Annotated in this window: 28 protein-coding genes and 2 pseudogenes; 10 read left to right on the top strand and 20 right to left on the bottom strand. The window is 52.6% G+C overall.

All coding sequences use genetic code 11. The annotated features are described in order from the left end of the window. The first annotated feature begins 32 nt into the window (after positions 1–32). The 3 genes from ACNQ0T_RS01740 to ACNQ0T_RS01730 all read left to right on the top strand — a co-directional run bounded on the left by ACNQ0T_RS01740 (position 33) and on the right by ACNQ0T_RS01730 (position 2,713). Positions 33–386, top strand: a complete 354-nt coding sequence (locus tag ACNQ0T_RS01740) for a DsrE/DsrF/TusD sulfur relay family protein (protein ID WP_023300288.1) — start codon at positions 33–35, stop codon at positions 384–386. A 106-nt stretch (positions 387–492) separates the two neighbouring features. Continuing rightward, positions 493–2,277, top strand: a complete 1,785-nt coding sequence (locus ACNQ0T_RS01735; protein WP_417929453.1) for a methyl-accepting chemotaxis protein — start codon at positions 493–495, stop codon at positions 2,275–2,277. Between the two features lie 196 nt (positions 2,278–2,473). After that, the gene (locus tag ACNQ0T_RS01730; RefSeq protein WP_058677189.1) at positions 2,474–2,713 is read left to right on the top strand and encodes a hypothetical protein; all 240 of its coding nucleotides are present in this window, start codon (positions 2,474–2,476) and stop codon (positions 2,711–2,713) included. Positions 2,714–2,743: 30 nt separating this feature from the next. Here the strand turns inward: ACNQ0T_RS01730 and ACNQ0T_RS01725 are convergent, their stop codons facing one another. Next, complete coding sequence (locus tag ACNQ0T_RS01725; RefSeq protein ID WP_017384255.1) at positions 2,744–3,439, bottom strand: gamma-glutamylcyclotransferase; 696 nt, start codon at positions 3,437–3,439, stop codon at positions 2,744–2,746. A 177-nt stretch (positions 3,440–3,616) separates the two neighbouring features. Then, positions 3,617–3,847 carry a putative cation transport regulator ChaB gene (chaB, locus tag ACNQ0T_RS01720; RefSeq protein ID WP_003856674.1) on the bottom strand — a complete coding sequence of 77 codons (231 nt, stop codon included), beginning with the start codon at positions 3,845–3,847 and terminating at the stop codon, positions 3,617–3,619. A gap of 268 nt (positions 3,848–4,115) precedes the next feature. Here chaB and chaA point away from each other — a divergent pair, with 268 nt between their 5' ends. Next, positions 4,116–5,216 (top strand): sodium-potassium/proton antiporter ChaA, encoded by a 1,101-nt coding sequence (chaA, locus tag ACNQ0T_RS01715; protein WP_003856672.1) that lies wholly within the window; start codon positions 4,116–4,118, stop codon positions 5,214–5,216. A gap of 105 nt (positions 5,217–5,321) precedes the next feature. Here chaA and kdsA read toward each other — a convergent pair whose 3' ends face one another. Genes kdsA through hemA form a run of 6 tightly spaced genes read right to left on the bottom strand, consistent with a single transcriptional unit; the run spans position 5,322 to position 10,625 of the window. Beyond that, complete coding sequence (gene kdsA, locus ACNQ0T_RS01710; protein ID WP_022648375.1) at positions 5,322–6,176, bottom strand: 3-deoxy-8-phosphooctulonate synthase; 855 nt, start codon at positions 6,174–6,176, stop codon at positions 5,322–5,324. 36 nt (positions 6,177–6,212) lie between these two features. Further along, positions 6,213–7,022 (bottom strand): invasion regulator SirB1, encoded by an 810-nt coding sequence (gene sirB1, locus ACNQ0T_RS01705; RefSeq protein ID WP_022648376.1) that lies wholly within the window; start codon positions 7,020–7,022, stop codon positions 6,213–6,215. Between the two features lie 3 nt (positions 7,023–7,025). Then, positions 7,026–7,418: an invasion regulator SirB2 gene (sirB2, locus tag ACNQ0T_RS01700; RefSeq protein ID WP_023300291.1), complete on the bottom strand. Its 393-nt coding sequence runs from the start codon at positions 7,416–7,418 to the stop codon at positions 7,026–7,028. Further along, positions 7,415–8,245, bottom strand: a complete 831-nt coding sequence (gene prmC / locus ACNQ0T_RS01695; protein ID WP_417929452.1) for a peptide chain release factor N(5)-glutamine methyltransferase — start codon at positions 8,243–8,245, stop codon at positions 7,415–7,417. The genes sirB2 and prmC overlap by 4 nt, the downstream gene beginning before the upstream one ends. After that, a complete protein-coding gene (gene prfA / locus ACNQ0T_RS01690; protein ID WP_003856667.1) occupies positions 8,245–9,327 on the bottom strand; it encodes a peptide chain release factor 1 in 1,083 nt (360 codons plus the stop codon). The genes prmC and prfA overlap by 1 nt, the downstream gene beginning before the upstream one ends. A gap of 41 nt (positions 9,328–9,368) precedes the next feature. After that, on the bottom strand, positions 9,369–10,625 hold the full coding sequence (hemA, locus tag ACNQ0T_RS01685) for a glutamyl-tRNA reductase (protein WP_003856666.1): 1,257 nt from the start codon (positions 10,623–10,625) through the stop codon (positions 9,369–9,371). Positions 10,626–10,826: 201 nt separating this feature from the next. Here hemA and lolB point away from each other — a divergent pair, with 201 nt between their 5' ends. The 4 genes from lolB to dauA all read left to right on the top strand — a co-directional run bounded on the left by lolB (position 10,827) and on the right by dauA (position 15,181). Next, positions 10,827–11,438, top strand: coding sequence for a lipoprotein insertase outer membrane protein LolB (lolB, locus tag ACNQ0T_RS01680; RefSeq protein WP_003856665.1), 612 nt, complete (start codon positions 10,827–10,829; stop codon positions 11,436–11,438). Further along, positions 11,435–12,304 (top strand): 4-(cytidine 5'-diphospho)-2-C-methyl-D-erythritol kinase, encoded by an 870-nt coding sequence (ispE, locus tag ACNQ0T_RS01675; RefSeq protein ID WP_058677191.1) that lies wholly within the window; start codon positions 11,435–11,437, stop codon positions 12,302–12,304. The genes lolB and ispE overlap by 4 nt, the downstream gene beginning before the upstream one ends. Positions 12,305–12,429: 125 nt before the next feature. Further along, positions 12,430–13,377 carry a ribose-phosphate diphosphokinase gene (gene prs / locus ACNQ0T_RS01670; protein ID WP_003856663.1) on the top strand — a complete coding sequence of 316 codons (948 nt, stop codon included), beginning with the start codon at positions 12,430–12,432 and terminating at the stop codon, positions 13,375–13,377. A 124-nt stretch (positions 13,378–13,501) separates the two neighbouring features. Next, the gene (dauA, locus tag ACNQ0T_RS01665) at positions 13,502–15,181 is read left to right on the top strand and encodes a C4-dicarboxylic acid transporter DauA (protein WP_417929450.1); all 1,680 of its coding nucleotides are present in this window, start codon (positions 13,502–13,504) and stop codon (positions 15,179–15,181) included. On the opposite strand, the gene ACNQ0T_RS01660 is transcribed toward dauA, so the two are convergent. Beyond that, on the bottom strand, positions 15,167–16,225 hold the full coding sequence (locus tag ACNQ0T_RS01660; RefSeq protein WP_417929449.1) for a MerR family transcriptional regulator: 1,059 nt from the start codon (positions 16,223–16,225) through the stop codon (positions 15,167–15,169). The genes dauA and ACNQ0T_RS01660 overlap by 15 nt on opposite strands. A gap of 120 nt (positions 16,226–16,345) precedes the next feature. After that, positions 16,346–16,621: a stress-induced protein YchH gene (ychH, locus tag ACNQ0T_RS01655; RefSeq protein ID WP_022648382.1), complete on the bottom strand. Its 276-nt coding sequence runs from the start codon at positions 16,619–16,621 to the stop codon at positions 16,346–16,348. 274 nt (positions 16,622–16,895) lie between these two features. Between ychH and pth the strand changes: the two genes are divergently transcribed. Together pth and ychF are read left to right on the top strand one after the other, a co-directional pair. Continuing rightward, positions 16,896–17,480, top strand: coding sequence for an aminoacyl-tRNA hydrolase (pth, locus tag ACNQ0T_RS01650; RefSeq protein ID WP_023306437.1), 585 nt, complete (start codon positions 16,896–16,898; stop codon positions 17,478–17,480). A 126-nt stretch (positions 17,481–17,606) separates the two neighbouring features. Beyond that, on the top strand, positions 17,607–18,701 hold the full coding sequence (ychF, locus tag ACNQ0T_RS01645) for a redox-regulated ATPase YchF (protein WP_010432886.1): 1,095 nt from the start codon (positions 17,607–17,609) through the stop codon (positions 18,699–18,701). A gap of 338 nt (positions 18,702–19,039) precedes the next feature. Here the strand turns inward: ychF and ACNQ0T_RS01640 are convergent, their stop codons facing one another. The 10 genes and pseudogenes from ACNQ0T_RS01640 to ACNQ0T_RS01595 form a co-directional block, all read right to left on the bottom strand. Next, positions 19,040–19,369 carry a hypothetical protein gene (locus ACNQ0T_RS01640; protein ID WP_417929447.1) on the bottom strand — a complete coding sequence of 110 codons (330 nt, stop codon included), beginning with the start codon at positions 19,367–19,369 and terminating at the stop codon, positions 19,040–19,042. Positions 19,370–19,665: 296 nt separating this feature from the next. Further along, positions 19,666–19,893, bottom strand: a complete 228-nt coding sequence (locus tag ACNQ0T_RS01635; protein WP_417929445.1) for a hypothetical protein — start codon at positions 19,891–19,893, stop codon at positions 19,666–19,668. 132 nt (positions 19,894–20,025) lie between these two features. Then, entirely contained in the window at positions 20,026–20,469 is a 444-nt protein-coding gene (locus tag ACNQ0T_RS01630; protein WP_032676195.1) for a DUF6386 family protein, read from the bottom strand. A gap of 8 nt (positions 20,470–20,477) precedes the next feature. Continuing rightward, positions 20,478–20,798, bottom strand: coding sequence for a hypothetical protein (locus ACNQ0T_RS01625; RefSeq protein WP_417929443.1), 321 nt, complete (start codon positions 20,796–20,798; stop codon positions 20,478–20,480). A 104-nt stretch (positions 20,799–20,902) separates the two neighbouring features. Further along, positions 20,903–21,472 (bottom strand): annotated as a pseudogene (locus ACNQ0T_RS01620) (RHS repeat-associated core domain-containing protein); the annotation flags it as partial. Between the two features lie 134 nt (positions 21,473–21,606). Continuing rightward, entirely contained in the window at positions 21,607–21,927 is a 321-nt protein-coding gene (locus ACNQ0T_RS01615) for a hypothetical protein (RefSeq protein ID WP_232934624.1), read from the bottom strand. 422 nt (positions 21,928–22,349) lie between these two features. Beyond that, positions 22,350–23,393, bottom strand: a pseudogene (locus ACNQ0T_RS01610) (RHS repeat-associated core domain-containing protein); the annotation flags it as partial. 296 nt (positions 23,394–23,689) lie between these two features. Next, positions 23,690–24,208 (bottom strand): hypothetical protein, encoded by a 519-nt coding sequence (locus tag ACNQ0T_RS01605; RefSeq protein WP_417929441.1) that lies wholly within the window; start codon positions 24,206–24,208, stop codon positions 23,690–23,692. 284 nt (positions 24,209–24,492) lie between these two features. Further along, positions 24,493–24,699 carry a hypothetical protein gene (locus ACNQ0T_RS01600; protein ID WP_022648388.1) on the bottom strand — a complete coding sequence of 69 codons (207 nt, stop codon included), beginning with the start codon at positions 24,697–24,699 and terminating at the stop codon, positions 24,493–24,495. 5 nt (positions 24,700–24,704) lie between these two features. Then, a partial coding sequence (locus tag ACNQ0T_RS01595) for an RHS repeat-associated core domain-containing protein (protein ID WP_417929439.1) occupies positions 24,705–25,314 on the bottom strand: 610 nt, incomplete at its 5' end.

The following is a 25,314-nucleotide window of genomic DNA, read 5'->3' as shown; positions in this document are numbered from 1 at the left end:
TATTCGTGCCTTTTCAAAGAACAGGAGTCAACATGCAGAAGATTGTGATCGTCGCCAACGGTGCGGCCTACGGCAGTGAATCCCTTTTTAACAGTCTGCGCCTGGCAATCGCGCTGCGCGATAAGGAGAGTGAGCTGGAGCTGCGCCTCTTTTTGATGTCCGATGCCGTCACGGCCGCGCTGAAGGGGCAGAAACCCGCTGAGGGCTACAACATACAACACATGCTGGAGATCCTGACCGCGCAAAACGTTCCGGTCAAGCTGTGCAAAACCTGTACCGACGGTCGCGGCATTACCGGGCTGCCCCTGATTGATGGCGTGGAAATTGGCACGCTGGTTGAACTGGCTGAATGGACTCTTACCGCTGATAAAGTATTAACTTTTTAATAATAAATCGCTAAAAATATTATTTTCTTATGGACGCGGTTTCAGCATCAAGTTTACCTGCGCCATTGCCGATAGGCATGGAAACAACACAGCAGGTATTACACTTATGTTCAGATCCATTCGCGCCCGCATTATTGCGGCGACGACAGGCTGTATGGTCGTCGCCCTTCTTCTTAATACCATTATCAACTTTCAGGTCACGCGCCAGGATAATCAGCAGTCGCAGCGCGATATACTGACCAGCACCAGCGCCAGCCACAATATGGCGATTGCCGACTGGGTCAAAAGCAAAATGACGGTGATTGCCTCCGCGCAGAGCATCGCGCTGGCTGACGATCCGGTTCCGGTGTTTAAGCAATTAGCCCAGGCGGGCGGCTTCACCAACGTCTACGCAGGCTACGCCAGCAAGACGGCGAAATTCTCCGATCCTGCGGGGGTCCCGGCGGATTATGACCCAACCATGCGTCCCTGGTATCAGCAGGTGGTGAGCACGGACGGCCCGGTTGTGACGGCGCCCTACGTTGATGCCGGGACCGGGAAGCTGGTGGTGACGTTTGCCGTACCGGTGAAGGAGAATGGTACTCTGAAAGCAGTGGTAGCGGGCGATGTCGCCATGGATAGCGTGGTGGCGAACGTGCGCGGGATCCACCCAACGCCTGCCAGCAGCGGGTTGCTCCTGAACAGCGACGGCACGGTTATTGCCGCCAACGAGCCAACCCTGACGCTGAAGCCGTTTACCGGGACGATCAAAGGCATCGACCTTGCGGCGCTGAAGAGCGGTAATCCGGTCGACGGGACGCTGAATGATGAGGAAAAAACCTTTATAGCCTCAGCCGTGCCGGGCACGAACTGGCTGCTGGTCGTCGCCCTCGACAGCAGCGACGCTACCTCCGGCATGCGTTCCTTGCTGAAAGCGTCGGCAATCTCGCTGGTGATTCTGGCGCTTCTGAGCGGCGCCATTGTCCACCTCTTGATAGCCCGCCTGCTTAAGCGCCTGTCCGACATTCGCGACGCGATGCACAGCATTGCCAACGGCACCAACGATCTATCCCAGCGTCTGCCGGATAGCGGCGATGACGAAGTGGCGCAAATTGCGCAGGCGTTCAACGCCTTCAGCAATAAGCTCTCGGTGGTGATGGTCCAGCTTCGCGACGCCAGCGCCTCAGTGAAAAACGCCGCGCAGGAGATTGCGGCAGGCAATCAGGATCTCTCCGGACGAACCGAGCAGGCCGCGTCCAGCCTGCGTGAGACCGCCAGCGCCGTGGAAGAGATAACCGCCTCCGTTACCCAGTCGAATGAATCGGCCGAAGAAGCCAACGACCAGGCCAGTAAGGCCTCTGCGGCCGCAGCGCGCGGCGGCGAAGTAGTATCGCAGGCAATCAGCACCATGCAGTCCATCGAAGTGGCTTCTGCAAAGATTGGCGATATCACCAGCGTGATTGACGGCATCGCCTTCCAGACCAACATTCTGGCGCTTAACGCCTCCGTCGAAGCGGCTCGTGCCGGTGAGCAGGGCCGTGGGTTCGCGGTCGTTGCGGGGGAAGTGCGTAATCTGGCCAGCCGCAGCGCTCAGGCGGCGAAAGAGATCAAATCCCTTATTGACTCCACTACCGAAAGCGTTGCAACCGGCTCCCGGTTTGTGCACCTTGCGGGCGACAGCATGGATGAGATCCGCGCCAGCGTCGGGAGCGTGTCTGGCATTATGCGTGAAATATCTATTGCCACCCGCGAGCAGATGAAAGGCATCCATGAAATTAACCACGCGGTGACTCACCTGGATCGCATGGTGCAGCAGAACGCTGAACTCGTTGTACAGTCTGCTGCTGCGGCCAGCGCGCTGCAAAGCCAGGCGGGCGACCTTGCTGAGACCGCTGGCCATTTCCGCATATAATTTTTCCCGGACGCGCGTTAAGCAGGGAAAACGCGCGTCGGCTGAAAGGTTTCAGAAATTTTGTCATTTTTGTTTAATCGTTGCGCCATTTTTTGATCGAAATCAGCATCACCCACCTTCCCCTTTGGTGTTATGCAATGAGTAAATTGTGAACAACATCACGCTCGGGATGGGCAAAAACGACGGGGTATAAAAAATGGCACGAGTTAAAACGAGTCTGAAACTGTTTGGCGGGGATACGGTAGTGGTGCGTTGCTCAGAACGTTGCTGCATCCATCTGATGAGTACAAAAGGGCAAAAGCAATCGCAGGCAGATATCCTTACCGTCCAGGATGATAAGGCCTGGCTGACGGTGCCTTACACCGGCACCTGGGATGTGCTGATCGACAGCCACAGCCAGTCGCTCGAACATTCTGTAAGTTACGTGGCAGCATAACCATAAACGCCCGGCCAGCCGGGCGTATTATCAGGCAAAACCCGGGCGCAGCGTATTGCTGAGCGGGTTCCCTTCCAGCAGCGCTTTAACCTTCACCACCAGCTCACTCAGACAGTCGTCCTGCATACCGAGACGCGTCAGTTCCTGATCGAGCGAGAAAAGGTACTGGGCGTTAGTGCCCAGCGGTCCACTGGCGGCGGCAATCAGCGGGGCAATCACCTGGGTTCGGGTGTCGGCTTCATACAGCGGGTGGCGCGGATCCATAATGAACACCAGCGCGTTGACGGTGCGGCCGTCGTCCAGTTCCAGCTTGCACCAGCTGGGCATATAGCAGCCGGTGATCATCTCGCGCTTCCACAGCAGCGTCAGCTCATCTTCCAGCGTGGTATCCGGCAGCCGGTATGCCACGCCCGTGGTGCGCCCGCCCTCTTTTAGTGCAAGCATACGTCCAGGCTGACAGGCGCTGCCGCGTCCGGCGGTCAGGCGCAAACAGAAGGCGCGGTGCCAGCCAGGCAGCGTTCCGGTTGCCGATTCAACAAACTCGAGCGCCGGGTTCCACATCAGAGAGCCGTAACCAAAAATCCAGACCGGGCCATCATCCGGGCGGCAGGCCAGCGTTGCCGCAAGCGACGCCGCACGTTGTTCAGCCGACCACAGAAGCGATTCCTCAATAGCACCAAATGCCGTCTTACAATCTGCCTTCATCAAGAAATCACGCGTTAACACATTCCACCTCCGCCACTGCATGCTTCCTTGCGACATCTTTAATGCGCCTTCCCGGCATTCTGTGCTGTTCATTTTAACAGCAGTTGAGCAACGATAAGCAATTCGCGGGCCAGATGCAATACAGCGGCAGTTCAACCGCCTGAAATGTCAAAATGGAGGCAGTGTATTATTCGGCAGCTATTTCTTTTTGTGCCATTTGTCATCATCCCCTTTCTCATAGTCATTTTTTACGGCGGCCCAGGCCACTTTATGCGCCGTCTCTTCACGGCTGGCATCGTCCCGGCGATCTTCTTTATCTTTGTACTGATCCCAGGCGCTGTTAAAGGCTTCTTTGTAGATATCCTGAGCGTGGGCAGGCAGTACGTTTTGCACGTTATCCGGTAATTCGCTTTTCGATTTGTATGGCATCGTTAACCTCTCTTTTGGCTAAAAGATAAGTGTGGACGACGATACGCCAGGGTGCCAGCCGACAGCGAGAAATGAACTAATTAAGAGCGCAAGGCGTTGTTATTAAATTAATATTTTGTGTAAATAAGGTATTATAAGCTTCAGGAAGAAAATCCCCATTAAAGGGTAAAATTAAGTAAAAAATACAGGGTATTTAACCGTTTTCTGTTAATTTAACACCCTCAAAATCTATCTATAATTACAAGCACCTGCACTGTTGGAGAAACACATGACAGCAACACACGAGGCGGTAAAGACCCGCCACAAGGAGACCTCTCTCATTTTCCCGGTTCTGGCACTGGCTGTGCTGCTCTTCTGGGGAAGCAGTCAGTCATTGCCAGTGGTTGTGGGGATCAATATTCTGGCTCTGGTGGGTATTTTAACCAGTGCATTTAGCGTGGTACGCCATGCGGATGTTTTAGCCCACCGTCTTGGAGAGCCGTATGGGTCATTAATTTTAAGCCTTTCGGTTGTGATTCTTGAGGTCAGTCTAATTTCCGCATTAATGGCCACCGGCGACGCCGCACCAACGTTAATGCGCGATACGCTCTACTCCATCATTATGATTGTTACCGGCGGCCTGGTCGGTTTTTCGCTTTTATTAGGTGGCCGCAAATTTGCCACCCAGTACATGAACCTTTTTGGCATTAAACAGTATCTGATCGCCCTGTTCCCGCTGGCGATTATCGTGCTGGTATTCCCGATGGCATTGCCGGGCGCAAACTTCACCACCGGCCAGGCGCTGCTGGTGGCGCTGATTTCCGCGGCAATGTACGGCGTGTTCTTGCTGATCCAGACCAAAACGCACCAGAGCCTGTTTGTTTACGAGCATGAAGACGACGGCGACGATGATGACCCGCATCACGGTAAGCCGTCGGCCCACAGCAGCGCGTGGCACACGGTTTGGCTGATCGTGCATCTGATTGCGGTAATTGCGGTCACCAAGATGAATGCGAACCCGCTGGAGGCGCTGTTAACTGAACTGAACGCGCCGGTCGCCTTTACCGGTTTCCTGGTAGCCCTGTTGATCCTGTCGCCAGAAGGCCTGGGAGCGCTGAAAGCGGTGCTCAATAATCAGGTGCAGCGTGCGATGAATCTGTTCTTTGGCTCCGTTCTGGCGACCATCTCCCTTACCGTTCCGGTGGTAACGCTTATTGCCTTTATGACGGGGAATGAATTGCAGTTTGCGCTGGGTGCACCAGAGATGATTGTGATGGTAGCGTCGCTACTCCTGTGCCAGATTTCCTTCTCAACCGGGCGCACCAATGTGCTGAACGGCGCGGCGCATATGGCGCTGTTTATTGCGTATCTGATGACGATATTTGCGTAATTTTTTTGCCGGGTGGCGCTGCGCTTACCCGGCCTACGAAACCCGTAGGCCCGCGCAAGCGTAGCGCCGCCGGGCAAAGAAAAACCCGCCGAAGCGGGTTTTTTATTAGTTGCTGGTATCCAGCTCGTCGAAGCTCTTCACCAGATCGTCAATCGCTTTAATCTGTTTCAGGAATGGCTCCAGCTTATCCAGCGGCAGCGCGGATGGACCGTCGCATTTCGCGTTAACCGGATCCGGGTGCGCTTCAATGAACAGACCCGCCAGGCCGGTTGCCATACCGGCGCGCGCCAGTTCGGTCACCTGCGCACGACGCCCGCCAGACGCGGCGCCAAACGGGTCGCGACATTGCAGGGAGTGGGTCACGTCGAAAATCACCGGAGACTGGTTAGAGACGTTCTTCATTACGCTGAAGCCCAGCATATCCACAACCAGGTTGTCATAACCGAAGTTTGAACCACGGTCGCACAGGATCACCTGGTCGTTACCACCTTCGATAAACTTATCGACGATATTACCCATCTGGCCAGGGCTCACGAACTGCGGTTTTTTCACGTTAATCACGGCACCGGTTTTCGCCATCGCTTCTACCAGGTCAGTCTGGCGCGCCAGGAACGCCGGAAGCTGAATCACGTCTACCACATCAGCCACGGGCTGTGCCTGAGACGCTTCGTGCACGTCGGTGATCACTTTCACGCCAAACGTCTGTTTCAGCTCCTGGAAAATCTTCATCCCCTCTTCCAGGCCCGGGCCACGGTAGGAGTGAATGGAGGAGCGGTTGGCTTTGTCAAAAGAGGCTTTAAACACGTACGGGATGCCCAGCTTTTGGGTCACGGTCACGTAGTGTTCGCAGATGCGCATAGCGAGATCGCGGGATTCCAGAACGTTCATACCGCCAAACAGCACGAACGGCAGGTCGTTTGCCACGTTGATATCACCAATGCTAACCACTTTTTGTTTCATAGGATCGCCTTATTCAGGTGTGAATCGGAATTAAGATTAATGCAGTGTAATGTGTTTATGCGCGATCGCGTTGATCTGCGCGCGAATCATTTCGCTGATCGGGTCTTCCGGACATTGCTCGACGAAATAATTCAAATCATTCAGCGCCACGTGCTCGCAGTCGAGCTGCGCATAAATCAGGCCGCGGTCGCGGATTTCGTACGGATCTTCCGGATTGAACTGCAACAGCACTTCGCTTGCGCGCAGGGCCAGCTCCATCTGACGCTCTTCCATCAGCGCAGACTTCAGCGTATCCAACAGCTTGCGGATCACTTCGGCGTTATCGGCTTCATCGAGATCTTCATTGAACAGCTCCGCTATCGGGCTGATGTTGCCTTTCAGCCAGACGTCCAGCGTATGCTCATCCAGCGTGTCGCCGTTAAACGGATTGATTAACCACATCTCACCGTCCAGCCACTCCGCCCGCAAAATCATCTGCGTGGGGAAAATGACCGGCACCAGTGGAATATCCAGTCGGTGCGCAACCCACAGTAAAATGGCGCCCAACGCGACGGCGCTACCCTGTCGATTTTTCAGCACCTGGTCCAGCCACAGTGCGTCAGACAGGCGATACACGCCTCGCGTGTCGCAGAAACCCCATTCGCCGTAGAAAAGCTCAATCAGCTTCTCTAATTGCCAGTCTTGCGGACGTGCCTGATTGATCTCTTCGCGCGCCAGGCTGACCAGATTTTCCAGTTCAGCGTAAACGTACTGTGATGTGAAATCGTCGCGGATCATCTCTGAAATCAGGATCATACCATCGCATAGCGGCACTTTGTTAAATTCGAAATCGGCTAAGGACCTCATGACTTACCCCAGTAACGGTATTCTTGTGGTGGCGAGTTTAATGATGATGTACAGCACCACCAGACCCAGCAGAAAGGCGATAAACCCTGTCTGCTGGCTGCGCGGACGATGACGCCCAAGCGCGATAAAACCCAAAACGATGTAGATGATAACGCCAAACAGCTTTTCAGTCAGCCATAGGCCTTTATCAGTAAATGGCAGATAGCCGGTCTTCCACATTAACCCGGCTCCGGAAAGGAACAGCACTGTGTCGATACCGTGTGGGGCGATACGTACCCAGCGGGCGTTAATCAGCGGATTATTGCTGTAGCGCCACCAGTAGCGGACAATGAAAAAGCCGATGGTCATAGCAACGGAAACCAGGTGAACGGAGATCAGTAGCGTAAACAGGCTCATGACCACTGCCCCAGCGTCAGACGTTCATTGCCGCCGTAATCCCGGCAGGTTTCCACGGCGGCGTATCCGGCACGCGTAAACAGCGCTCGCACCGCCTCTCCCTGCGTCCACCCATGTTCCACCAGCAGCCAGCCACCGGGAAGCAAATGTTGCCGTGACGTTGTCACAATGTGATCGAGATCCGCAAGTCCCTGATTCGCAGCGACCAGCGCGGTCAACGGTTCAAAACGCACGTCGCCCTGCGCGAGATGCGGATCGTCTTCGTCGATGTAGGGCGGATTGCTGACAATCATTTCGAACATGCGGCTTTCAAGCGCGGCAAACCAGCTGCTTTGCAGAACGGAAACATTGTTCAGCCTCAGCCGTTCAACGTTGCGCCGCGCGAGGGCGACCGCATCAGGCATCACGTCTACCGCCGTCACGATACAGTCCGGCCGCTCGCTGGCAAGCGCCAGCGCAATCGCACCGGTGCCGGTACCGAGATCGAGGATCTGACACGACTGCGCCGGTAACCGCGCCAGCGCCTGCTCCACCAGACACTCGGTGTCCGGGCGCGGGATCAGCGTCGCCGCTGAAACATACAGCGGAAGTGACCAGAACTCGCGCTCGCCAACCAGATGCGCCACCGGCTCGCCGGTTTTACGGCGGGCGAGCAGCGCCTCCAGCTGCGATAGCTGTTCAGCTGTCAGTTCGGTTTCGCCGAAAGCCAGCAGATACGTGCGGGCTTTACCCGTCACATGCTCAAGCAGAATTTCGGCGTCCCGCTTCGGGCTTTCACTTTCTGAAAGTTCACGGGCCGCCTCACGTAACCAGCGCTGAAAATCCATTAATCCTGCTCGGACAGCGCCGCCAGCTGGTCGGCCTGGTATTCCTGCACGATAGGCTCAATCAGCATATCGAGCTTGCCTTCCATTGCCTCATCCAGACGGTAGAGCGTCAGGTTGATGCGGTGGTCGGTTACGCGCCCCTGCGGGAAGTTATAGGTGCGGTTACGATCGCTACGGTCGCCGCTGCCCAGCAGGTTACGGCGGGTAGAGGCTTCCGCCTGCTGGCGTTTCGCCATTTCCGCCGCGTGGATACGGGCACCCAGCACGGATAACGCCTTAGCTTTGTTCTTGTGCTGGGATCGCTCGTCCTGACACTCAACCACAATCCCGGTGGGCAGGTGAGTAATACGGATAGCGGAGTCGGTGGTGTTAACGTGCTGACCACCCGCCCCTGAAGAGCGGAAGGTGTCGATGCGCAGATCCGCCGGGTTGATATCCGGCAGTTCCGCTTCCGGCAGCTCGGGCATGACCGCCACCGTACAGGCCGAGGTGTGAATGCGTCCCTGAGATTCTGTCGCAGGCACGCGCTGCACGCGGTGACCGCCGGATTCAAACTTCAGCCGACCATAAACGCCGTCGCCGCTGATTTTGGCGATAACCTCTTTGTAGCCGCCATGCTCGCCTTCGTTGGCGCTCATGATCTCCACGCGCCAGCGGCGTGATTCCGCATAACGGCTGTACATACGGAACAGATCTCCGGCGAACAGCGCCGCTTCGTCGCCGCCGGTACCGGCGCGGACTTCCACAAAAGCGTTACGCTCATCATCCGGATCTTTTGGCAGCAGAAGGACCTGAAGCTGCTGCTCCATCTCTTCTGACCGTGCTTTAGCGTCCTGCAACTCTTCCTGGGCCATCTCGCGCATTTCAGGATCGTCGAGCATCATCTGCGCGGTTTCGATATCTTCCTGGACCTGTCGCCAGTCGGTAAAGCATTTTGAAACATCACTTAGCTGCGCGTATTCACGCGACAGCGCGCGAAAACGTTCCTGGTCGGCAATGGTCCCGGCATCGCCGAGCAGCGCCTGGACTTCTTCATGGCGCTCGTGCAGAGCTTCCAGTTTAGCGACGATAGAAGGCTTCATAGGCGTAAATGCACCTTGTCTTAGAAAATGGGTATAGGGCGCTATTCCAGCCCGAGGCTGTTGCGCAGAATAGTCAGGCGTTCATCGTCCCCGTCACGGGCAGCCTGCTGAAGAGATTTGGTTGGGGCATGGATCAGGCGGTTGGTCAGTTTCCAGGCCAGATCCTGCATAATCGCCTGCGCGTCGCCGCCCTGTTCAAGGGCCGCTAACGCTTTGGCCGTCAGGTCATCACGCACCTGCTCCGCCTGACCGCGGTATTCGCGGATGGTCTCGCTGACGCTCTGCGCGCGCAGCCAGGCCATAAATTCGCTGGTTTCCTGTTCAACGATGGTTTCCGCCTGCACAGCCGCCGCCTTACGCTGGGCAAGGTTGTGCGAAATGATGCTTTGCAGGTCATCCACGCTGTACAGGTAGGCGTTCGCCAGTTTGCCCACTTCCGGTTCGACATCACGCGGAACGGCGATATCCACCAGCAGCATCGGCTGATTGCGGCGGGATTTCAGCGCACGCTCGACCATCCCTTTCCCGATAATCGGCAGCGGGCTGGCGGTAGAACTGATAATAATGTCCGCCTCTTTCAGACGTTCATCGATGTCGCTCAGCGCAATCACCTCAGCGCCCACTTCATCTGCCAGCACCTGCGCACGTTCGCGGGTGCGGTTAGCGATGATCATCTTCTTCACCTTGTGTTCGCGAAGATGGCGCGCCACCAGCTCGATGGTTTCGCCCGCCCCCACCAGCAGTACGGTGACGGTCGACAGCGATTCAAAGATTTGACGGGCAAGAGTACAGGCCGCGAAAGCAACCGAAACCGCACTGGCGCCAATGTCGGTTTCGGTTCGCACACGCTTCGCCACGGAGAATGACTTCTGGAACATTCGCTCCAGTTCGCTGGCTTTCAGATGCCCTTTCTGGGAATCCGCGAAGGCTTTTTTCACCTGGCCGAGGATCTGCGGCTCGCCCAGCACCAGCGAATCCAGACCGCTGGCCACACGCATCAGATGGCTGACCGCATCGTTATCCTGATGCCAGTACAGGCTGTTGCGCAGCTCTTCTTCGTTGAGGTTGTGATAGTCACATAGCCAGCGGATCAGCGCCTCGTGCAGGTTGTCCTGCTCTTCCACGCTTAAATAGAGCTCGGTACGGTTGCACGTCGACAGCACCACGCCACCCTGCACCATCGGCTGTGCAAGCAGGCTATCCAGCGCCAGGTCGAGCGTATCCGGCGAAAACGTAACGCGTTCTCGCAGTGAAACCGGGGCCGTTTTGTGGTTAATACCGAGTGCTAATAGGGTCATGTTGAGCGGGAGTAGTACCAGCGTTAATAAGGTTAGCAGGACGCATCATACAGGATGCGCGAGATCAATAAAAGAGACTGCCCCCTTTCGGAGTAATAGCTTACGCCGCGCTTTGAGATAATTTGAACGTAGACGGTGGCACCCTTCAACGCTAGCATTAACAGTTATAACTGCAACGTATCTCAAGGATTTGTCATCATTATGACCCGAATGATTCGCCTGCTGCCTCTGGCGGCCCTGGTTCTGACCGCCTGTTCCGTTCATCAGCCGAAAGGCCCGGGCAAAAGCCCAGACTCACCGCAGTGGCGTCAGCACCAGCAGGATGTGCTGAAATTAAGCCAGTACCAGACCCGCGGTGCATTTGCATATCTCTCTGACGAACAAAAAGTTTATGCTCGCTTCTTCTGGCAGCAAACGGGGCAGGACAACTATCGCCTGCTGCTGCTCAACCCGCTGGGCAGCACCGAGCTGGAGCTTAACGCGAAGCCTGGCGAAGCGCAGATCACCGATAACAAAGGCCAGCACTACACCGCGACCGACGCCGAAGAGATGATTGGCAAACTGACCGGGATGCCGATTCCGCTCAATAGTCTGCGCCAGTGGATCCTTGGCCTGCCGGGTGACGCCACCGACTATACGCTTGATGACCAATACCGTCTGAGCCAGGTTAACTACACCCAGGGCGGTAAAACCTGGAAAGTGGTGTACAGCGCGTATGACAGCAAGACGCAACCATCGCTGCCCTCCAATATGGAGCTGACGCAGGGTAGCCAGCGTATCAAGCTGAAAATGGATAACTGGATCGTTAAATGATGACCCACTGGCCCTCTCCCGCAAAACTGAACCTGTTTCTCTACATTACCGGGCAGCGCGCTGACGGCTATCACACCCTGCAAACCCTGTTTCAGTTTGTTGATTACGGCGACACGATTTTCATTGAGCCGCGTCAGGACGGGCAGATTTGCCTGCTGACGCCGGTCGACGGCGTGGCGCACGACGATAACCTGATCGTGCGCGCTGCCCGCCTGCTGATGAAAACGGCGTCGTCGTCGGGTCGTCTGCCAGCGGGAAGCGGTGCGGATATCCGTATCGACAAACGCCTGCCGATGGGCGGCGGTCTTGGCGGCGGTTCGTCAAATGCTGCAACCGTTTTGGTGGCGCTTAACCATCTGTGGGGCTGCGGTCTGACAACGGACGAGCTGGCAGCGTTAGGGTTGACGCTGGGCGCCGATGTACCAGTGTTTGTGCGCGGCCACGCGGCGTTTGCTGAAGGGGTGGGCGAAATCCTCACGCCGGTCGATCCGCCGGAAAAATGGTATCTGATCGTTCACCCTGGCGTGAGCATTCCTACCCCGGTCATCTTTAAAGATCCTGACCTGAAAAGAAATACCCCGGTACGGTCAATAAAAACGTTATTAAATTGTGAATTCAGCAACGATTGCGAGGATATCGCAAGAAAACGTTTTCGCGAGGTTGATGCGGTGCTTTCCTGGCTGTTAGAATACGCGCCGTCGCGCCTGACCGGTACAGGGGCCTGTGTCTTTGCTGAATTTGACACCGAATCCGCCGCCCGTCAGGTGCTTGAGCAAGCGCCGGACTGGCTGCATGGTTTTGTAGCACGCGGGATGAACACCTCCCCCCTACAGCAGGCCATTCTGGCGCAGACTGAGTTTCGGTGACAACGTCACCCTGTTCCAGACGTTGCATCGCGCTCTATAATACACCGCCTGGATAGCGTTTGCTTAGGCCCCGCAGTTTGCGGCGAACGCTATCCACCACTGGACGCATGCCTGAGGTTCTTCTCGTGCCTGATATGAAGCTTTTTGCTGGTAACGCCACCCCGGAACTAGCACAACGTATTGCCAACCGCCTGTACACTTCCCTCGGCGACGCCGCTGTAGGTCGCTTTAGCGACGGCGAAGTCAGCGTACAAATTAACGAAAATGTACGCGGTGGTGATATTTTCATCATCCAGTCCACCTGTGCTCCAACGAACGACAACCTGATGGAATTGGTTGTTATGGTCGACGCGCTGCGTCGCGCTTCTGCTGGCCGTATCACTGCTGTTATTCCTTACTTTGGCTATGCACGTCAGGACCGTCGCGTCCGTTCCGCGCGTGTGCCAATCACCGCTAAAGTTGTCGCAGACTTCCTCTCCAGCGTCGGCGTTGACCGCGTACTGACAGTCGACCTGCACGCAGAGCAGATCCAGGGCTTCTTCGACGTGCCGGTTGATAACGTTTTCGGCAGCCCAATCCTGCTGGAAGACATGCTGCAACTGAATCTGGACAACCCGATTGTGGTTTCTCCGGACATCGGCGGCGTGGTACGTGCTCGAGCTATCGCGAAGCTGCTGAACGATACCGACATGGCGATCATCGACAAACGCCGTCCGCGTGCTAACGTTTCTCAGGTGATGCACATCATCGGTGACGTGGCTGGCCGCGACTGCGTGTTGGTGGACGACATGATCGATACCGGCGGTACGCTGTGTAAAGCCGCTGAAGCGCTGAAAGAGCGTGGTGCGAAACGCGTATTCGCTTACGCAACTCACCCGATCTTCTCCGGCAATGCGGTAAACAACCTGCGTAACTCCGTCATCGACGAAGTTGTGGTGTGCGATACCATCCCGCTGAGCGACGAGATCAAAGCGCTGCCAAACGTGCGTACGTTGACTCTGTCCGGGATGCTGGCCGAAGCGATTCGTCGTATCAGCAACGAAGAATCCATCTCTGCAATGTTCGAACACTGATCGAACACGGCCAAAAAACCCGCTACGGCGGGTTTTTTTGTTTATAGTATTTATTTGTATGACTTATGCCTCCTTCACCTGCCATTCATATGACAGATGATGCGCACACGGATGATAGATAATTGTGAAAAACGTAACCTCCTCACATGTTCTGCCCTTTCGCGCCCTCATCGACGCCTGCTGGAAAGAGAAATACACGTCGTCACGCTTTGTTCGTGACCTGATAGCCGGGATCACCGTCGGGATTATTGCCATCCCGCTGGCGATGGCACTGGCGATTGGTAGCGGCGTCGCGCCGCAGTACGGGCTGTACACCTCAGCCGTTGCGGGGATTGTGATTGCGCTGACGGGCGGGTCCCGCTTCAGCGTCTCCGGCCCAACTGCCGCCTTTGTGGTGATCCTCTACCCGGTTTCCCAACAGTTTGGTCTGGCAGGCCTGCTGATTGCCACCCTGATGTCTGGCATCTTTTTAATTCTGTTCGGTCTGGCCCGCTTTGGTCGCCTGATTGAATATATTCCCCTTTCCGTGACGCTGGGGTTCACCTCGGGGATTGGGATTACCATCGGGACCATGCAGATTAAGGATTTCCTCGGCCTGCAAATGGCCCATGTTCCGGAGCACTACTTACAGAAAGTGGGCGCGCTGTTTATGGCGTTGCCGACGGCCAACCTGGGCGATGCAGCCATTGGCATCGTTACCCTCGGCACACTCATCGTCTGGCCTCGCTTAGGCATTCGTCTCCCGGGGCATCTCCCCGCTCTGCTGCTGGGCTGCGCGGTGATGGGCGTCGTCAACCTGCTCGGTGGACAGGTCGCCACCATTGGCTCCCAGTTCCACTATGTTCTGGCGGATGGCTCACAAGGTAACGGTATTCCGCAGCTGCTGCCGCAGCTGGTTCTGCCGTGGGACATGCCGGGCTCCAGCTTCACCCTGAGCTGGGATTCCCTTCGCGCTCTGCTGCCTGCCGCGTTCTCCATGGCAATGCTGGGCGCGATTGAATCCCTGCTCTGCGCCGTCGTGCTCGACGGCATGACCGGCACTAAGCACAAAGCCAACAGCGAACTGGTCGGTCAGGGCTTAGGGAACATCGTTGCACCGTTCTTCGGCGGTATTACGGCTACGGCTGCGATTGCCCGTTCCGCCGCGAACGTACGTGCGGGCGCGACATCACCGGTTTCCGCGGTCATTCACTCCCTGCTGGTGATCATGGCGCTGCTGATCCTTGCCCCGCTGCTTTCATGGCTTCCACTCTCGGCCATGGCTGCGCTGCTGTTGATGGTGGCCTGGAATATGAGTGAGGCGCATAAGGTGGTGAATCTGCTGCGCCGTGCGCCAAAAGACGACATCATCGTGATGCTGATCTGCATGTCGCTGACCGTGCTGTTTGATATGGTTATCGCTATCAGCGTCGGCATAGTGCTGGCCTCGCTGCTGTTTATGCGCCGCATCGCGCAGATGACGCGTCTCTCTCCGGTTAACGTTGAGGTGCCTGACGATGTGCTGGTGTTGCGCGTGATTGGCCCGCTGTTCTTCGCCGCGGCGGAAGGTTTGTTCAGCGATCTGGCGTCCCGCATCGCGGGCAAACGGATTGTGGTGCTGAAGTGGGATGCCGTCCCGGTGTTGGATGCCGGCGGTCTGGATGCCTTCCAGCGCTTTGTTGCCCGCCTGCCGGAAGGCTGCGAGCTGCGGATCAGTAACCTCGAATTCCAGCCCCTGCGCACCATGGCGCGCGCGGGCGTGCAGCCGATCCCTGGCCGATTGTCCTTCTACCCTAACCGTGAAGCTGCATTAGCGGATCTGTGAGTCATCTGATGCAGAGACACGTCTTTGCATCATCACCCCGATCGCCTGCTGGAGCCATTCAAGCACGGCAGGCGTCATCCACGTGCCTTTCATCAGATGCGGCTCCTGCTGCATGGCGAGACGAAATTTTTGCTGGGTCTGCGGGTTTGTTCCCGCATAGGACTGGAATAAAACCAGCCACTTTTCTGCCAGCTTTTGCGCATCGTCAGAAGCGGGACTGAGATTATCCCGCTGCGCCTGATGCAGCTTCGCCACCAGCGGCGGCCATTCCATCATCCGGTCAAAGTAGTGCGCCCGGGTAAAGGCCATCTCTTCGGCAGTGAGATATTGCTCCCAGATGCTGAGCTTTGATTCGGCAAACGCCCGCGTGATGTAATCCGTAATCTCCGGTGTAATGCCGGTTTGCTCCTGCATCTGCGGCTCCACGCTGTGCATTTCGTTCAGACGGGTCAAAAATTCCGGTTTACCTGCGGTATCCTGTTCCAGGCGTTCCATCCACCGTGAAGCCAAATCGGTCGCCCGCGCGTCCGTGACGCTGACGTTCTGTTCCAGCAAGTGTTTAACCTCCGTCACCAGACCCGACCAGATATCCGCCAGCGCCTCTTTCTCTGCCGCAAACGGCAGTTGCTGCAACTCTTCATTGCTAAACCAGCGATCGTACATATTCATTAACTCCAGAGTCTGTAGCCAGGATTCCAGATCCGGCGTCGCATCGTCGGTCAGCCCGGTACGCAATTCCACCAGCCGGTTGCGCAGCGTATGGATGCTACGCAGTTGCTTGTCCAGCAAAATGATTTGCCCGTCGAGTAATTCCGCTAATGACAGCGAACGCTGTTCCAGAAAATCCCTGATTTCGGCAAGCTCCAGCCCGGCTTTTGCCAGCGTCTGGATCATATGCAGACGCTGCACATCCGCCAGGTTGTAAAGCCGGTAGCCTGCCGCGCTTCTGGCAGAAGGTAACAACAGCCCTGTTTGCTCGTAGTGATGCAAAGTCCGCACGGTGATCCCAGCACGTTTCGCCAGTTCACCCACCTGAATCAACATAACGGCTCCTTTTGTTCTGCCAGTGTCGCTACTCTGAAGCCTTACGTTACGTGAGGGTCAATGCGTCATGCAAAAAAAAACGACTTCAGATGAAGTCGTTTTGGTGTTCTTTATGGGGCACTAGCCGTGCTTATGCTGGTCGCGGCGGCATCGTTTATCGTAATGGCGCACCCACCAGTATTTATCGCAGACTTCCTCATGTCCGCTCACGCGCGCCCCGGCGAGCCACAATACCGCACCGAGGAAGATACTCAGCACCGCGCCATGCGCAAAGTATTGTGGGAGGTCAAGCTGCGGTAATTGGTTTAAAATTGAATAACCGACACCGGCGACCATCACGAACAGTCCCAACCCCATTAGCACGTTACCGAGCATTGAAGCGTTTTTGCGTTTCATATGTCACCTCCGGAACTTTGGGTTGTCAGGGGAAAAACCCCTTCTCCTTGTGTGTAAAGTATAGACAACGCCACTTATATGAGTTGCGTGAATGATCACATTTACAGATAACTCCCGGACAAAAATTTACAAATAAGACATTGAACAGCTTGAAATTCTAATTGTTCAAAGAAGAAATTATTCGCATTTCGGTGTACAGCAGGCAGAACTTTGTCAAGCGGCGCGCCAGACAGTAAACTACGCGCCAGATCTGGAACCCATTAGGAAGTAAATCGTGACGATTAAACTGATTGTCGGCCTCGCCAATCCGGGCGCAGAGTATGCCGCTACCCGCCATAACGCCGGCGCCTGGTATGTTGATCTGCTGGCGGAACGTCTGCGCGCGCCCCTGCGTGAAGAACCCAAGTTTTACGGGTATACCTCACGCATCAATCTTGCGGGTGCCGACGTGCGGTTGCTGGTGCCAACCACCTTTATGAACCTGAGCGGCAAAGCCGTGTCGGCCATGGCAACGTTTTATCGCATCAATCCGGATGAGATCCTGGTGGCCCACGACGAACTGGATCTGCCGCCAGGCGTGGCGAAGTTCAAGCTGGGCGGCGGTCATGGCGGCCACAACGGCCTTAAAGACATCATCAGCAAACTGGGTAATACCCCTAATTTCCACCGTTTGCGCGTGGGAATCGGCCATCCGGGCGATAAAAACAAAGTTGTTGGTTTCGTACTGGGTAAACCACCGGTTTCTGAGCAGAAGTTGATTGACGAAGCGGTGGACGAAGCGGCCCGCTGCACCGAGATTTGGCTTCAGGACGGCCTGACGAAAGCCACCAATCGACTGCACGCTTTCAAAGCGCAATAATCGGCGCCATGGGGCTTTTTTACCGCGCGTCGTGCGGGTTACGTGTATAATAGGCGTAGTTATTTACTTTTCTTCAATCGGTTATCGTTAACGGATTGATTATCAAGATATTAAGGTGATTTAGAAATGGGATTCAAATGCGGTATCGTCGGTCTGCCAAACGTGGGCAAATCCACCCTGTTCAACGCGCTCACCAAGGCAGGTATTGAAGCGGCGAACTTCCCGTTCTGTACCATCGAGCCGAACACCGGTGTTGTTCCTATGCCCGATCCGCGTCTGGACCAGCTCGCGGAAATCGTGAAGCCGCAGCGCATTCTGCCGACCACCATGGAGTTCGTGGACATCGCGGGCCTGGTAAAAGGCGCATCCAAAGGTGAAGGCCTGGGCAACCAGTTCCTGACCAACATCCGTGAAACCGAAGCGATCGGCCACGTTGTGCGCTGCTTCGAGAACGACAACATTATCCACGTTAACAACAAAGTGGATCCGGCTGACGACATCGACGTCATCAACACCGAGCTGGCCCTCTCTGACCTCGACACCTGCGAGCGCGCCATTCACCGCGTGCAGAAGAAAGCCAAAGGCGGCGACAAGGACGCGAAAGCGGAACTGGCTGCCCTGGAAAAATGTCTGCCACAGCTGGAAAACGCGGGCATGCTGCGCGCGCTGAAAAACCTGACTGAAGAAGACAAAGCGGCGATCAAATACCTGAGCTTCCTGACCCTGAAGCCAACCATGTACATCGCCAACGTTAACGAAGACGGTTTCGAGAACAACCCGTACCTCGACAAAGTACGTGAAATTGCCGCGGCTGAAGGTTCTGTGGTTGTTGCCGTGTGCGCGGCCGTTGAATCTGATATCGCCGAGCTGGACGATGCCGACCGTGAAGAGTTCATGGCCGAACTGGGTCTGGAAGAGCCGGGCCTGAACCGCGTGATCCGCGCGGGCTATGAGCTGCTGAACCTGCAAACCTACTTCACCGCTGGCGTAAAAGAAGTGCGTGCGTGGACCATCCCTGTGGGTGCGACTGCGCCTCAGGCGGCCGGTAAGATCCACACCGACTTCGAGAAGGGCTTCATTCGTGCGCAGACTATCGCGTTTGAAGACTTTATCACCTACAAGGGTGAGCAAGGCGCGAAAGAAGCTGGCAAGATGCGTGCTGAAGGGAAAGACTACATCGTTAAAGATGGCGATGTGATGAACTTCCTGTTTAACGTTTGATTTGTTTTGAATGAAAAAAATCCACGCTTTGGCGTGGATTTTTTTATTGCGTGGCTAAAAGACATTGTTTAAGAGTTCTGTTTTCATTCTGGGTTCAAAAGGAATGATATCGGCAGTCACAAGCTTTAACGCCTGAAAAAGATCCTCGCGTAAGCGCTCTTCAAGAGTGTCAAGAGTCTCACATTTAGCGAGAATGACACTGCCGTTTCTTGGGATCCGTTTTCCGGAGGCCAGGAGAATCCCCTTTACGTACCCCTTTTTAAGCCACTTGTTGGAATTATTTATATAGTATCTTTTTGCCACCAGCTATTGTTACCATTTTTTGGGCGCATTTGATATTAATACGCAGGGCTTGATCGAGACAGCGTGTTAATCTTCATATCATAGGTATAAAACCAGTCATACCAGCCATTTTGGTGAATTGCGAAACTACAGACAACAATGACTTCCTTCGACAAATTAAATGTTAAGTAATAGAAATAAGCGTTTTCAGGTGGTGCAGAAAGTAATAGCTCTTGGCCCTCAGCATTGAAGATTTTCAAAACGGTTGGTAATGGTTCTGGTTCGCATATCGCAAAGACTAATTGGCGTACAGGATCGACCTTTGCGGCATCTAAGCGAGGTATATTTAGTCTAATAATTTTTGAACAGAAAATCCATTCTAGCACGTTGTTTTCTCAGATAAACCTGAAGTCAGCGATCATATTCGCTCTCAATAAAAAATTATTTTTATACATGGATGATGTTGAAAGTTTTTGATATTGATGCTGACTTTACTCTTTAAAACGGCCTCAAGATTCCAATGAGGCTTCAGGTTTTTATCATTAAGAATAACAACCTTAAATTTAGTTTTGATTTGAATATCTTATCTGAGAAATAATAAAAATATCATCTATTTGGTTGTTGATAGCTTTCCAGGCTCTGGAATTATAATATTTTAAAAGAAAAGAATTGATATGCTTAATCACGGGCCATAAAAATGCATCAATGTACTAAGATCATCTAAATCTTGTGCGGTGAGTTCATTTTTCTCCATTTTGTCATACTTATACATTATACCTTTCATCGGAGGGCCGGAATCATGTTTAGTTGCCATGCTCATTAACTCATCAATATCCGATTCTTTTATTAAAGTTCTCTTTAAAAATTCAAAGAGCATTTTTTCTGCATCTTTTCTTTCTAAAAAATACATTTTGATTACCTTACTGATTTTATGTAATAAGTCACAAGTATAACTAGAAGTGCCTTTTTGTCGCTGATCTATGGTTTTTCATTTTAACATTTTTTTGGATGAAAAAATCCACGCCAGGGCGTGGATTTTTATTCAGAGATAAACACCCTCTTCTAATGAGTTTTCAGTAAACGTTGCTTTTGTAAAGGAAATTAGCACATCTGAACCATGCTTTTTATATTTAACCTCGTAACTACCTGGTTCTAAAGTAATAAACTCGCCTGAAATAGCATCTGAATCATCTGGCTCCAGATCTCCGCCAGTGACATCCTCTCCCGCCCCTATGAAAACCTTTCCAGTAGGTACGTTTAAAAATAACGATCCGGCATATTCACCAATATCACTTTTAATATCAACTTTATAGTTACCATCATCTCCAAGATTGAGAAATAATACATTCCCTTTATTTATTTCTTCAACTTCATCTTCTGGAAGACTCCACCAATCTGCATCATCATTAATCCTATGCTTTAATGACATCAAATCATAAATTACTAATGTGGCAGTATCCGTCTGTATATTAATAGATTTATTCATTTTACCCCCTATTGAAATATTATTTCACTGATGGCATCTCCGGGCTGAAGCCCCGCCTTTCTGCCTGCATTTTTCAAAGAACTACCGACACTTTTATTAATAGTTTCATTCAGCATTTGTAATCTTTGTGTAGGCGAACCTCCAACAATTAAATCAACAGGATGATCAGCATTTAATTTACTTAGATCAGGTGCTGAACCAAACATTTTTTCAAAGCGTGCTGAAACAGCCTGCCTGTAAGAACTTTGCAAAGATGAAATCTTAACCTCATGGGTGCCAGGGGACCAAACTAACTCTCCTCTTTGAGCCGCTCGGTTTAAGGCATTCATTTTTTCATAAACTGTCTTTCGAGGAATTTTCTCTAAGTTGATGACAGCTTTGTGCTGCTTAAAATCTTCGGTTTATTAACAGTTAAGCGGGTACCTCCAGAACACCTACTCAACCCCCACGGATCCACCCACCCCAGCGCATTTGGCGCATACTGGTAAAGGTTTATCCCCCCCGCCAGCCCTATCGGGTCCTGCTGCGTAAACCGTCCGCAGTCCGGGTCATAATAACGGAACAGATTGTAGTGCAGCCTGTCTCACGATCCAGGTATTGCCCCTGCATACGCAGGTTCTGGGAATATCCTGATACCTGCGTCTCGCTTTCCCGCAGCAGTTTTCCCCAGGCGCTGTTCACCCCTTCCCAGCGCACCTGCCCTTCGCTATCCGTCATCCGCTCCGGCGTGCCGTTGGGCTGACAGTGGAACCAGAAGATTTCCGGGGCATCAACGCCGTCAATACGTGCCAGCGGATCGTAGCTGTCCTGATCGCTGTAGACATAGGTCAGCGGCACATCCCCGTGCACTTCCTGCAACAGCCGGAACCTTTCCCAGACAAACCGGGTGATGCCAGTGAGTCTGACAGTTAACCATCACCACGATGCGGCCGTGGATATCATAACGCCAGCGAATGCCGTTCAGCTGCGTCAGGCGGTTATGGATAATATTCTCAATCCCCCCTTAGAGCAGGTTCTACTAAGCGGCAAGCGGATGGCGAATAAAATCAAGAGAGGGGAATCAGGCGAAATGCGTGGCATATAAAATAAAATCCATAAATACCTAGGATATATTTTACATCTTTTATTTTTGGAGGGTTACCTTTCCTCTATATGGTACGTATCTTTATCACTCCAATATATAATCTTGTAATTGCCGAAATTTATGCCTTGATCTTTGTAATATTCCATCACTTCTGATGGATACCAACCATTCCCATATAAAAAAAGAGCACCCTCGCTAATTAGAATTCTAATAATTCTCTGCTTATCCAGATCATCGCTTACAGGCCTAACCATAAACTCATCTAATAATGAAAAACCTAATACCTGCATTTTTTTAATAAAATGCTGACCAAAAGCCCGGGTTTTTATAAGGTTCCCAGCTATATCAATAACAATAATCGCTTCATTTGGCATCTTATTCAATTTACATTCACCCTTATAGCTACTGGAGTTGATGTTGGTACGGAATTTATCACCATTTCTGGAGCCCCACCAGGTAAATGTTGACCCGGGCCTAAGAAATAATCATTACCACTTAATGGACTTCGTGGCTGCATATTAGAGATTCCGCCAATCTTTCTGATATTAAATCCTTCACTTAGTGAACCTGGATATAACCCCATATCTTTTTCAATTATTGAGGAAAGAGACTTAGATATAGTTACATCTCCGTCTTCAATGCCATTGAAATATTTCAACGCTCCTTTTTTGTCCGTAATGAATGTACCATCGCGACCAATTGCAGGATATTGGTCCCAACTTTTTGGACTAATATTATATCCTACATCATCCTTTAGCATTTTCGCTTGTCGCGCTCTTGCGCTTTTAACCTTACATAATCCAAGCGGGTCAATGTACTTGAGCGCATTCGGCCCATACTGGTAAAGATTTATCCCTCCCGCCAGCCCTATCGGGTCCTGCTGCGTAAACCGTCCGCAGTCCGGGTCGTAATACCGGAACAGATTGTAGTGCAGCCCTGTCTCGCGGTCCAGGTATTGCCCCTGCATGCGCAGGTTCTGGGAATATCCTGATACCTGCGTTTCGCTTTCCCGCAGCAGTTTGCCCCAGGCGCTGTTCACCCCTTCCCAGCGCACCTGCCCTTCGATATCCGTCATCCGCTCCGGTGTGCCGTTGGGCTGACAGTGGAACCAGAAGATTTCCGGGGCATCAACGCCGTCAATACGTGCCAGCGGATCGTAGCTGTCCTGATCGCTGTAGACGTAGGTCAGCGGCTCATCCCCGTGCACTTCCTGCAACAGCCGGAACCCTTCCCAGACAAACCGGGTGGTGACCGGCCTGCCGGTTGGCTGGCCGCCCAGCATCTGGCGGCGCGTTTTGCTGATGCGTCGCCCGAGCGGATCGTAGCGGAAGCTGACCTCCGTCTGCGGTCTGTTGCGGTCCCGTGGCTGGCTGTTGACCTCCGTCAGGCGGTGCTCGCCGTCGTAGCGGTAGTGCCAGCGGGTCTGGCCATTATCCTTCTCCACGGTGCGGCCATGGATGTCATAACGCCAGCGAATACCGTTGAGCTGCGTCAGACGGTTGTGCGTGACTTTCTCAGCAGCCCCCTCGAGCGGGTTACCGGCCGCATCCCAGCGCCACTGCTCCTGACCGGGCAGCGTGCCGTCCTGAACGAGCAGGCGCCCTGCGCTGTCGTACTGCCAGCGGTACCAGCTGAACGGGTTATCGTCCCGCTCTTCGCGGACAAGATTATTGCGATAGTCGTAATCCCAGCGGCGGGACCAGCGGCGCGGCGACGGGCGCTGGGCATTGCCGGTAAAAACGTCCCGGCGATGCAGTCGGCCAAGGCGGTCGTATTCGCTGCGGGTGGTCAGCAGCCTCTGGGTGCGGCTGGTCTCACGGTGGAGTTCGTCGCGGGTATACTGACAGCTTATTGAGGGTAGGATTCAGCAAGGAGCGTAAGAGGCAGCCCGAATATGAGCTGAAGGTAAAAATTACATCGTTAAAGATGGCGACGTGATGAGCTTCTTGTTTAACGTTTGATTTGTTTTGAATGAAAAAAATCCACGCTTTGGCATGGATTTTTTTCGATTTTCACCCTGAGCGTTGAAGATGGTCAAAACAGTTGGCAACGGCTTTGTCTCGCTTAACACAAACACTAATTGGCGTGTTGAATCGATCATTGCATTATCTCAAAATGGTATGCTGAAAATATATTTTATCCTTTAGCGATTAAAACGCTTCTATGATCAGTTTCATTTTTTATCCAGAACATTTCATCTTGAGGTAACGATCCATTACTGCAAAAATCAACAAGTTCACCGTGCCAACCATCAGGCACATATTCTTGATAATGCATACTCTCAACATATTCCGAATATAATTTTTTATTATCAAAGTCTATAAATAAATCCGGCATAAGTTCATATATATCCCACCAAGTTGTTTTTTGCGAAAGCCTATTATAAAACTCCTCAGCTATGTCATCCTTTTCGTATGAATAACCATCTTTAATTAAATCATCAATGAATATCTGCGCGTTTCCTTCATTTACTACTGGTATGTCATATCTTTCCTTATGGATATCCTGAAGGTTTATTTCCACCCCACTTTTCACAAAATCCTCTACCCATTTAACTCTGTCTAAGACCCACATTTCCTTGAACGCAACGAACCAATAAAATCTTCCTTCATACTTAACTATCACAAGGAGTTCGTCATCTTTATTGATATTCATATAGTAACCTATCTTACATTCCCGGAGCCTGGAATCGCTACTTCTTCAAGCCATTCTGGCCATATTGATGGTAATTCATGCGACCTACCTGGCGTAGTCGGATCCACGCGTTTAGGAGCTAATCCCCCTTGATTTAACGGATTAGTACGATAACCTGCCTGAGGTATTGCACTTTCTTCAATGAAATCCGCCATCCATTTAGGTACTTTAAAGAGACAACTTCAGCATTTCCACCTCTAATATCAAGGAAATGCTGAGCATGTGAGCTATCTCCAATATATCTGTCAACAAAAATAAAAGTAAATATCCCGTATTAAATCTCCATCAACTTCATCGACAGTTCTGGTTTTGATTTTATTAAAGTCAGCTAAAATACCTTTCACTGGCACAGTAGACTTTGATATATCATCATAAAATGCTTTTTGTTGACTTTCCGGAACATATTTTTTTATTAAAAAAACAAGATTCTTTCGTAACTCTTCATCTGTCATCACTTTTACTCCGGAATTATAGTAACACGTTCAAAAATAACAGGGTAATTTCGTTCGATTGGTAGCAACTGTAATGCCCCACCTTTACCATACTCAGGATATGCACTGGTGAAAAGCTCATATCCAGGCCCTCGACCACCATTGGCAAGAGGTACTTGCACTTGAGGTACTCCATTTTTATACAGTTGTAATGTATCAAACTCACCTAATAAACGTGCATCACTCCATGAATCAGGATTACCTTTCTCATAAAAAATTTGATAGGCGTCCCTGGCTTCATTTGCAGATTTATATTTCGTATACCCAAAATAACTTAACGGGGCTGATTTATTTTCTATTGTCTGTGGAGCATATTTGCTATCCATATAACGATATGCTGTAGAAGGCATAGTCGAACTAGGGCCACTTGGACCAACATAGAAATCAGGTTTTGTTTTACCACTACACTCACGGCTCAACCCCCACGGATCCACCCATCCCAGCGCATTCGGCGCATACTGGTAAAGATTTATCCCCCCCGCCAGCCCTATCGGGTCCTGCTGCGTAAACCGTCCGCAGTCCGGGTCGTAATACCGGAACAGATTGTAGTGCAGCCCTGTCTCGCGGTCCAGGTAT

Source organism: Enterobacter cloacae complex sp.6700776 (assembly GCF_048284255.1).
GTDB classification, from domain to species: Bacteria; Pseudomonadota; Gammaproteobacteria; order Enterobacterales; family Enterobacteriaceae; genus Enterobacter; species Enterobacter intestinihominis.
This window is presented reverse-complemented; position numbering and strand designations above follow the sequence as displayed.